The sequence below is a fragment of the Microcoleus sp. S36b_A4 genome (assembly GCF_036700645.1).
Taxonomy (GTDB): domain Bacteria; phylum Cyanobacteriota; class Cyanobacteriia; order Cyanobacteriales; family Microcoleaceae; genus Microcoleus.
Genome location: NZ_JAUBPI010000085.1, coordinates 16,719 through 27,536, shown reverse-complemented (window position 1 = coordinate 27,536; position 10,818 = coordinate 16,719). Strand labels below are relative to the sequence as shown.

At 43.0% G+C, this 10,818-nt stretch carries 4 protein-coding genes; all 4 read right to left on the bottom strand.

The features are described 5' to 3' along the window. Window positions 1-131 precede the first annotated feature (131 nt). Window positions 132-2,294, bottom strand: coding sequence for a flotillin family protein (locus QUA03_RS22525; protein WP_333215112.1), 2,163 nt, complete (start codon window positions 2,292-2,294; stop codon window positions 132-134). Window positions 2,295-2,434: 140 nt separating this feature from the next. Further along, window positions 2,435-3,067 carry a response regulator gene (locus tag QUA03_RS22520; RefSeq protein ID WP_445304802.1) on the bottom strand — a complete coding sequence of 211 codons (633 nt, stop codon included), beginning with the start codon at window positions 3,065-3,067 and terminating at the stop codon, window positions 2,435-2,437. Window positions 3,068-3,148: 81 nt separating this feature from the next. Further along, complete coding sequence (locus tag QUA03_RS22515; protein ID WP_333215110.1) at window positions 3,149-4,180, bottom strand: response regulator; 1,032 nt, start codon at window positions 4,178-4,180, stop codon at window positions 3,149-3,151. Next, entirely contained in the window at window positions 4,177-10,815 is a 6,639-nt protein-coding gene (locus QUA03_RS22510; RefSeq protein ID WP_333215114.1) for an AAA family ATPase, read from the bottom strand. The genes QUA03_RS22515 and QUA03_RS22510 overlap by 4 nt, the downstream gene beginning before the upstream one ends. Window positions 10,816-10,818 lie beyond the last annotated feature (3 nt).

Genomic DNA, 10,818 nt, shown 5'->3' with positions numbered 1-10,818 from the left:
TGGTTAAAGTCAATGATTTTTAGAAGGTTTTTTTAGTTATTTAGTAGTGCACAAATTTAGGTGTTTGTCAAATTAATTTAGATGCGTTTACCCTGAGAGAGGACTGAAGTCCTCGCTACAAACGGCACAGCCTAACTAAAAGATCGATCGTCAAACGGCAATTCATCAAATCGCGAATCAATATCAGCCTCAGAATTCGCAACAGGGGAATTAGCGCGAGATGCCGACGGCTTAACAGAATTCACCTGGGCTACTGATAACTTGGCTGCAGGTTCCGATTTCTGTAGGTTAACTACAGGTAACTCCCCGCCATTTTCTCCATTTTTGCTCGTTTGATTCCACATCATCATTCCCAGCAAACCATCAACCAAACCGCCACCGCTACCGTTACCTGTTACCGCAACATCCGGGACAACTCGCACGTTGCGATCGCCTATAATTTGCATTAACTGCAAAGCCGTATAACCCGAACCTCCCAAAGCTACAACACCCGCGCGATAAGCTTCAGCTTGAGCATTTCCCTTCACCCGAATCGACTCAGCTTCGCCTTGAGCTTGCTTCACCTGAGAATTCGCTTTCAACTCAGAAATCTTCACGCCTTGTTCCGATTTCACCATCTCTTGCTGAATCTCAGCCAGCGCCGTTTCCCGCACCAATTGTTGCCGCTGAGTTTGTGCTAATTGCTGCACCTCATAAGTCTTGCACTGTTCCTCAGCAATTTTGCGATCTGTCTGAGTTTGCATCAACTCTGCGGGTGGCAAAATATCCCCGATTAAAGTATCAATTGCCTGCACGTCGTAGGTTCGCAAAGCTGCTTTGATATACTCGGCTGCTTCCGCTTGCCTGCCGCTTCTTGCCGAGAGAAAATCTAATACAGAATAAGCTTGAGCCGAATTGCGGAAATAATTGCCAATTGTCGGCTGCAAAACGTGGTCTACTAAATTCTGCATCGAACCTACGCGAGAAATCACTTTTGGAGCATCCAAAGCTCCTACGTGAATAATCTGAGCTACTTCTAAATCAAAGGCAAAACCGTCTTGAGAACGCACGGTTAAAGACGAAAGTTGAGAATCGTAACTGTGCCTTTCTGTTTTACCAGACCAATTCAATACTATATTAGTAGTCGGCACTAACTCTACTTTCAAAATGCGAGTATTCAGCGGATGTTTCCCCGGATAAAGGGGAGTTACCCAAACCCCTTTATTGCCGACATTTACTAAATTTCCGTGGGTAAAAGCAGCGCCGCTCACATCTTCTGAGGTTTTGCCGACATAAGAAATAACCGCGCCGACATAGCCGATCGGGATTTCGGTCATCGGCACTTGGTCAACTCCGACAAACCAAGGATTTAAGTTCCACGAACCGGAAAGCAAAACCTGTTCCTGCAAACCGCGTCGCCCGCCAGCGGTGATAAATTTTTGCGCGTTTTGGAAGTTGTCGTGATTCGGAATAATTGGCCCTGCAATTTCGCCATCTTGGATCGGAACGCCGTCATAAGTTGTCACAACTCCCACTTTATCGGGAGCAATTTTGTACAGTTTCAACTGTTCCGCTGTCATCCCGTGTTTGGGAGCATTAGCTGCTGTAATTACCGTAAATAATGCCGTATTTATTCGATAGCTGCCGCCCGTCAGAATGCCGAGTTGGCGACCTTTTTCTCCACCGCTTTTAAGAAATTTGCGAGCATCTTGAAAATTGTCGCATTCTGTGATTTTGCCGAGGATGCGCTGCGGCGGAATCGACTCGCCGGCGGCGGCGATAATTAAAGCAATTTCACCTTGGGGAACTACAGTTAGAGACTCTTTGCGAACGTTGTACTGCAAAGGCCAATAACCCCAGTGCCAACCGGGGGGCAAAGTATCAGCTTGATATCCCGCTTCTCCGTTTAAGGCAATTAAATCTCCGGGCGGTAAAGACTTGCCGCCGAAGCTAAACTTTTTACTGACAATTCCGACTTCGCGATCGCCAATTACTACCAATCCGCCAAAAAATAATGGCAGCACCAGAATAATTATCATACCGCCGATCGCGATCGGGATAAATCCGCCCGGATCGAGCTGCATTGTCTGCACGGGAACACTGCTGCGTAACTGCCCTAACTGCAAGCTAGAATCAGGTTTTGCGACTAACTGAGTCGAGCTTTGATTTGGGAGGGGGATATTGCTAGCTGCTAATACCTGTGAAGGTTTCAAACTGGTTGTTGCACTAAGAGCTAAAGACGCCGAAACAGCGGCTGCAAACTGTTTTAAAACGCGGACTTTGACTTGAGATTTGGACAAAAATGAATAAAGCATTTTTTTTGAGCAGGGCTAATTTGTCCTAGGAGTTCCAGCTTAGCCTTACTAAAAAGTTTTGGCGTAAAACTTAAGATCTTATTTATCATTATTTGCCCTCATAACAGTCATATTTTTCAGTAGAAATACTTATAATTAAATTACAGGCTGACAATCCCCCGTTTTAATGCGGAAATCGCGGCCTGCGTGCGATCGCTAACTCCCATTTTGCTCAAAATATTGTTGATGTGAAACTTGACGGTGCTTTCGCTGATGTGCAAAACTTCACTAATCTCGCTGTTGCTTTTACCCGCGACTATGAGGCGGATGACTTCTAATTCGCGATCGCTCAATTCAGGGCCACTCAGGCGATCGGCTAACTTAACACCCACTGCCAGCGGAATATACTTTTTACCCTCAAAAACCGCCCGAATTGCTGCTAAAAGCTCCTCTGGTTCCGCATCCTTCAGCAGATAGCCCTTAGCACCAGCTTGCAATCCGCGATAGATGTTTTCATCGCCGTCATAAGTCGTCAGCACCACAATCCGGGCGCTGGGAAACTCCGCACAAATCGCAGCAATAGCGGCGACTCCATCCATTTGGGGCATCCGCATATCCATAAGGGTGACATCGGGCTGATATTCGCGGAACATTGTTAATGCTTCCTGCCCGTTACTTGCTTGCGCCACAACTTTAACATCTGATTCATGATTCAGCAGCGCCACTAAACCTTGCCGCACAATATAATGATCGTCGGCAATTAAAACGCGAATAATATTGGATTGGTTAATCATGTTTCCCCTGTTAATTTTATAAAAAAAAATGAAAATATCAATACAAACTTACTATGTATGGTGCGAAATGTGTACCTTACTTTACTGGCGATTAACTGAAACTATAACTTCTGTTCCGTTTCCGGGGCTGCTGTTTACAATTAGTTGCGCGTTAATGCGATCGGCGCGTTCTCTCATTCCCAATAAACCAAAGCCATTCCTAAAACCGAAACTTTCCGTATCAAATCCCTCTCCGTTATCTTGCACTCGCAAAAGGAACTTGGATGTTTCGTAAACCAACTCAATTTTTATCGCTGTAGCTTTGGCATATTTGAAAGCATTTGTTAATGCTTCCTGCCCGATACGCAACAGGTTATTTTCTACCTCTAATGGTAGGGAATAGGCTGTGCCAACTACTTCTAAAATAGAGCGCGTATCAGTATCTGATGACATTTGTTTAGCAATTTGGTTGAGAGCGCTATACAAGTCACCATCTTCTAACAGTTGCGGGCGCAAAGATTCTACGGATCGCCGCGCTTCAGTCAGGCCAGAGCGAGCCAATTCGCAGAGAGTTTTCATGTGTACTTGTGCTTGTTCTGGATTTGCTGATATTACCCGTTCAGCAGCTCCCAAATGTATGATAATACCTGCAAAAGTTTGCGCTAAAGTGTCGTGAATTTCCCGCGCCATGCGGTTGCGCTCTTCGAGAATATTTTGGTCTATGAGTTGTTTAGACATCCTTTTTAGACGTAATTGGTTTTCGACGCGCACTAAAACTTCTTGTTGTTGAAAAGGTTTTGTAATGTAGTCTATTCCGCCCACAGAAAATGCTTTTACTTTATCAAAAATTTCTTGCAAAGCGCTGATAAAAATTATTGGGATATTTTGAGTTTTTGGAGCAGCTTTAAGCTGCTCGCAGACTTCGTAGCCATCCATGTGAGGCATCATAATATCCAGTAAAATTAAGTCGGGCAAGTTGGAATCGATAAAGTTAAGACCTAATTTCCCACTGGGAGCTAGGTTAACTTTATAGCCAGCGGCCGATAGTATGCCGCTTAAAAGTTTTAAATTCTCCGGACAATCATCAATCACTAAAATACTTTCTTCGCGGGTAAGACGGAGTTTTTTGTTCATGTCTCATCCCTTAATGTGTGTATTAAATTGAGCAACTGTTCGTACTGAAAATTTTTAATGCAAGCTGCGCTCGCCCTAGCTAAGGGCTGATTGATTTCGCGAATTTGACTGATGACTGTTTGCATCTGTTCCAAATCGAGGTTGCTAATGGCTTGCTGGAGATTGGCTACTAACTCAGGAGGTAATTCAGAAAAAGCGGTTTTTGTCAATACATTTACTTCATTTTCTGTGAAACTGGGGGCAGCATTTAGTTCTTCAAAAACGAATTGCACCCTGATATGTTTGTGCAGAACATCAAATATGTTCGCTTCTCTAAATGGTTTGCGAATAAAATCATCGCAGCCGATAGAAAGAACCATAGCTTTGTCTTCCTCAAAACTACTTGCTGTTATAGCAACAATTGCTGTCTGGTGTAGGCACGGAGGCACTACCCCTACAAAATCCTCGTTTTCCGTAGGGGCAATCCCCCTGTGGTTGCCCTCTTTAATTTGTTTGGTTGCTTCATACCCATCCATCACCGGCATCCGCATATCCATAAAGATTAAGTGCGGTGAATATTGCTCCCACTTTTCTATTGCTTCTCTCCCATTTTGGGCTTCGTAGACTTCAAAACCGATCGCGGAAAGCAGTTTAACTAGCAGTTGGCGGTTGTCAAAAGCGTCGTCTGCAACGAGAATTCGATAGCGGGGTTGATTGGGTGCGATCGCAATAACTCGTCTAGTTGGCTGTTCCCGTTGGCGATCGGCACTTTCAACGGAATTAACTTTAATGTCAAATTTGAAAATAGTACCGCCTCCCGCACGAGAACTGACTGTCATTTCACCTCCCATTAACTGCACAAAAGAACGTGCGATAGTTAAACCTAATCCTGTTCCTTGTTGCGATTCTTCCCCTGTTTTAGTTTGCACAAAAGCTTCAAATATCTTGTCTAATTCACTAACATCAATTCCCTCTCCCGTGTCTTCTATCTCAAAGCAGATTTGCTGAGCCAAATCCTGATTTTTAATTTTCACATAAATGCCGCCTTCGGAGGTAAATTTAATCGCGTTAGAAAGCAGGTTGATCAAGATTTGGCGCAATTTAATTTCATCAGCTCGCACATATTGGGGAACGTCGGGCATCCGCTCTACTAATAACTGCAATCCCTTATTTTGTGCCGGAAGTTGGAACATATTTTCGATGTCGTCCAGTAGGCGGTGGAAGTCAAAATTTGTCTCGTTGAGAGTCGTGCGTCCCGCTTCTATTTTGGACAAATCTAATACTTGGTTAATCAGTTCCAGCAAATGTTCTCCGCTGCGGGTGATAATACTCAGGTGTTCTTGCTGTTCCTGCAATAAGTTAGAACCGCGATTCATTAATTGGGAAAATCCGAGAATTGCATTGAGGGGAGTCCGCAATTCGTGGCTCATATTTGCGAGGAATGTACTTTTTGCTCGGTTGGCTTCTTGTGCTGCTTCTTCAGCTCGTTGTCGCTCGATAATTTCCCGCTGGAGTTCGAGAGTGCGATCGCTCACTTGCTGTTCTAAAGTGCGGTTGTAGTCGGCTAAAACTTTTTCTGCTTGTTTGCGATCGGTGATATCTTGAAATGTGGCGATCGCATAATTAATCTTGCCAGTTTCATCGACAATTGGAGTGCTAGAAACCTCTAAAGAAACAATCTTATCAGGTCGGTGGAACTCGATATCATCTACTTTGACAGTTTCACCCCCCAAAGAACGCACGATTGGGACTTGTGCGGTGGGATATAACTCGTTAGTTCCCGCCAGATAAAGTTGACAAGCTTCTGCTAATTTCTCAGTATTTGCTTCGGGTATTGTGGGAATGGCACTTAGTTGATGTGCTGTCTGATTTGCGTAGGTAATCTGTCCGGTGGTATCATGCACGGCTACCCCGATCGGCATAGCGTCGATAAATTGAGTCAGTCGGTTTTCGCGTTCTTTGACTTCCGCGTAGAGTTTAGCATTGGTAAGTGCGATCGCCGCTTGTCCCGATAACAATTGCAAAACTTCCAGGCGATCGGGAGTAAAAGCTTGTGCGGTAAGGTTATTTTCGAGATAAACAATAGCAGCCAGTTGACCTTGATTCATCAAAGCAGCACACAAAATAGACTTGGGCTGACGTGCTTTGATGTAAGGGTCATTCGTAAAGTTACCTTCACGAGTGGCATCATTTAACACTAAATTTTCTTTGGTTCGGGCGACATAATTGATAATTGTTTCGGAAAGTTCCTGGCAGTTTTCTACTGGTTCCGATTGCAGCACTGTTATCCGTTCATCATTCATTACACCTTCAGCTTCAATCAGCAATTTTTCCTGGCTTTCTAAAATTAAATATCCTTTTTGAGCGCCGACATTTTCAATCAAAATTTTCATCAATCGGGACAGTAATTTCTCCTGTACAATTTCGCCAGAAATGGCCTCGGAAGCTTTCATTACTGTAGCGATATCCAAGGAAGAACTAGAAGGGCTGCCCGTAGTTAATGTAGTGGTTGAAATGTTTTTATTTGTAGGTAGATCGAGCGTAAATAATTGCGGATATCGCGTTTCTAAATCTTTAACTTTAGCCACGGCACCCCAGAGTTGATAGCAGTAACGAGCTTCCTGCATATAAGCTTTGGCTGTTAATTCTTTCCCCCAAGATAAATAGAACTTGCCTGCGAGTTCGTAAGCGAGGGCGGCTTCGTGGATGTACTCGTTTTCTTTGACAAGGGAAATTGCGATATCGTAATAGTTGATCGCTTCCACAACTTGCCCCAAAACTCGCGCTTTTTCAGCTTCAACTAGATAAAATTTATGTAAGTAATTCATGGGAGCGTGATGCGCCCAGTTACGCATTTTTTCTTGGTTGAGAGTCACTCGCTCGATCCAATTATTTTTATCCTCAATTGGTATTCGATCGCTCGCTAATTTTAAATAAACTAAAGAATCATAAAAGTGAAATATCGGAACAGCAACTATTCCTGTTTCGCCACTTATATACTGTTGTGCCAGGTCTGCATTATCGAGCGATACATAATTATCTTCAAATAAAAAACCTAAAATCATTTTGTTTAAAAAAAGCAAAAACAACCCGTGTTTGTCATTATTTAATAGATATACATCCCGCGATTCCTCTTCATTGTAAGCATCTCCTATCAACTGAATAGTATTGTTTGACTTAGCTTGTAAATTGCGAACCACCTCTAAATACATAGAAAGATAATTTAAGCAACTTGTTAGTCTAAACTTTCTAATAATTTCACTGTTATTTACGATTTCCTGCTCTAGTTTCCCAAGTTCAAATCCCATTGCATAAGAATTAAAAGGTCGCTCGAATAAAACATGACCAATAAATTCTACATCTCCCGTTTCAACCGCCCTCTGATAAGCTTCTAATAACATAGCTCTAGTTTCTTTTAAATGCTTTTTCCAAGGAAGAATGTGATGGGCAACAGCATCTAAAACTTTAGCCTTGACTTCCTGGGCATTAAAGCGTTCTACTAACTTTAATGCCAATTGGGAAAAGTGATAACCCAACTCAATATCTACAACAATCCCACACAATACAACGCCGTATGTCGCATAAGCAAAAGCCGACAAAATAGAATTTCCATATTCGACCGATAAATTGACATTAGTTAAAACCATTAATATCATTAAGTTGGGATTAGCTATATAGGTAGTCCCCATTAGTCTTGATAAAATCAATAAAGCTGCCAGAGGTTCAGGTTGTGTCATCTCGGGCAAGTCAAGCAATTCCTCTATTTTCCTGCCAGCCAAAAGAGATTTTGTTTTTTCAAATCCTTTTTCAACATCCCTCCTGTCTGGGTTGTCTGGTAAGTTTATCCCCAATAAGCGTAGAAAATACAAACCGATTTTTATGCCTTCTTGAAAGTTGCTTTTAGACAGCGCTGCTTGAATTTTAAGAGCGTAAACTTTGGCTCCATCGACTGCAATTTTAGTATTTTCCAGGACAAGGGCAGCTAAACTTTCCATTCGCTCGAAATCCCCAAAAAAATAAGCTGCCTCTGTGGCTTCCTGATGGAGTTGCAAACTTAGGTTATATTGCATCACCCAAGCGTTTTCTGCCAACAAGTTTATCCCTGTTTGCAGATAGTTAAAAGCTGGCTGATAAGCAGTTGATGCTTTAGCCTTTTGACCTGCTATCAGGTTTAATTCCGCCAGTGTGTCTTTTTTTTGCTGATGAACAATCAACTCTAAGCCGAAATTTAATTGGTTAACAATATCAAATATTTTTTCGTCTCGCTTGTCGAGCGGAGTATTTTGCAGCAGCAGTTGTCCTATTTGTTTGTGGACTATCGGCTTATCCTGTTCATCAATCAGGGAATAAGCAGCTTGCTGAATTCTGTCATGAACAAACTTGTATTCTACGGATTGGTTACTGGCTGATTTACCTGCAATTTCTAATTCGACATCTCCCATATTCCCCAGCAAGAAAACTAAATTTTTCGCAACTGCTTCGTACAAATCATCGGCCGTTTCTCTCAGATTTTTTTGGCGAATTGACGCTAGCGTTTTCAGATCGAATTGATTGCCAATGCAGGCTGCTATCTTTAACGTTTCCTGCGTATTATCGGGCATTTGTTGAATTTTGCTAGCCATCAATTCGACAACATTATCAGTGAAATTTCTCGCTTGAATTTCTTCTAAATTCCACTGCCAACTCCCCTGTGTCCCCCCTTGGTGAGGCTGGGCTGTTTCATTCTCTTGTAGGAGCAATCCCCCCGTGGTTGCCGCGATATCTGAAACCCCTACCCCATCGTCTATGGGCTGGGCGGGCACGGGGGCACCGCCCCTACAAAACCCTGGTTTTTCGTAGGGGCAATCCCCCCGTAGTTGCCCCGAAACAGCCCTGGGGGTAAAGTCAAATTGTAAGAGTCCTTCTGTATAAAGCGATTTGAGAAATTCATTCATAAAGAAAGGATTTCCGCCCGTCTTGAAAAACACTAACTCGGCAAGGGAGTTGACTCTTGCTTCCGGGCAATTCAGGGCATCAGAAATCAGTTGAGTAACAGAGGATAAATCCAAAGGTGACAGAAAAATGCGATCGACCTTTGCCCCTGTTTTGACAATCTCTTCAATTGTTAGCATTAACGGATGAGCCGCAGAAACTTCGTTATCCCGATAAGCCCCAATTAAAAACAGTCCCGCTGGCGAAGCATTCATCAGCAGTTGCATCAGTTTCAGAGATGCCCCGTCAGCCCACTGCAAATCATCGATAAATATTGTCAGAGGATGTTCGGGTTTGGTAAAGACTTTAATGAAGTTTTGAAACACAAAATTAAAGCGATTTTCCGCTTCTGCCGCACCCAATTCTGGCGGCGCAGGTTGCTTGCCGATAATTAATTCAATTTCAGGAATTACGTCAATAATGACTTGACCGTTGATTCCCAAGGTGTATAATATTTTTTCCCGCCATTCTTTGAGATTGGCTGCGCTTTCTGTCAACAGTTGTTTGGCTAAATCCTGAAAAGCGCTGACAATTGCGCTGTAGGGAATGTTGCGCTGGTATTGGTCAAATTTGCCGGAGATAAAATAACCGCGCTGTTGAGTAATCGGTTTGTATAATTCTTGCACCAAAGCTGATTTCCCGATACCAGAATATCCAGAAATCAACATCATTGAACTTGTGGCACAGGCATCTTGCCTGTGATTGCTTGTGGCACAGGCATCTTGCCTGTGACTGCTGACTGTTTCAAAAGCTGTTAGTAAACTATCAATTTCTCGCTCTCTGCCATAAAGTTTTTGCGGAATTTGAAAGCGATCAGAAATATCTTGACATCCTAGGGAAAAAAAGGATATATTGTTATTGCTGTGCAGTTGATTTAAGCATTCTTCTAAATCCGCTTTAATGCCGATCGCACTTTGATACCGCTCCTCAGCATTTTTCCCCATCAACTTCATCACAATATCGGAAACAATTTGCGGAATTTCGGGATTCACCTGAGATGGAGATAACGGCTGTTTAGCGAGATGACTGTGTACTAATTCCAGCACATCGTTAGTGTCAAAAGGCAATTTGTTTGTCAGCAGTTCGTAAAAAGTAGCGCCCAGGGAATAAAAATCCGTGCGGTAATCTAAACTGCGGTTCATTCGGCCGGTTTGTTCTGGCGACATATAAGCAAGAGTTCCCTCTAAAATGTTGGGATTTTTTAGGGTAGAATTCTCCCGCGTTAACTGCGTGGAAATGCCAAAATCGATAATTTTGAGTTCTCCGCTAGCTGGATTGAAGACAATATTTGAAGGGTTAATGTCTTTGTGAATGATGTGGGCGCTGTGAATTTGTTGTAAACTTTCTGTGGTGGCGATCGCAATTCGCAAGAATTCTGCAATACTAAATTTTTGCTGCTGCATCCAAATTTTCAAGGATTCGCCGCCAAAATCCTCCACAAACATCACCAGCGTGTTTTGATATGGCTGCAAATCATAGGCTTTTATACAGCCACTCAGATTCAGAGATTGTGTAATTTTATACTCTGTGCGATAGCGAGCGAGTTCTTGGGGCGTGGGATAATTTTCTTTGAGGATTTTGAGGACGACGGGTTGATTGTCGGGCTGTCGCAATGCTCGGTAAACCAGAGAGTTTGCGCTTTCGTAGATGAGCTCTGTGATTTCAACGCCGGGAAGAGTCAGCATATT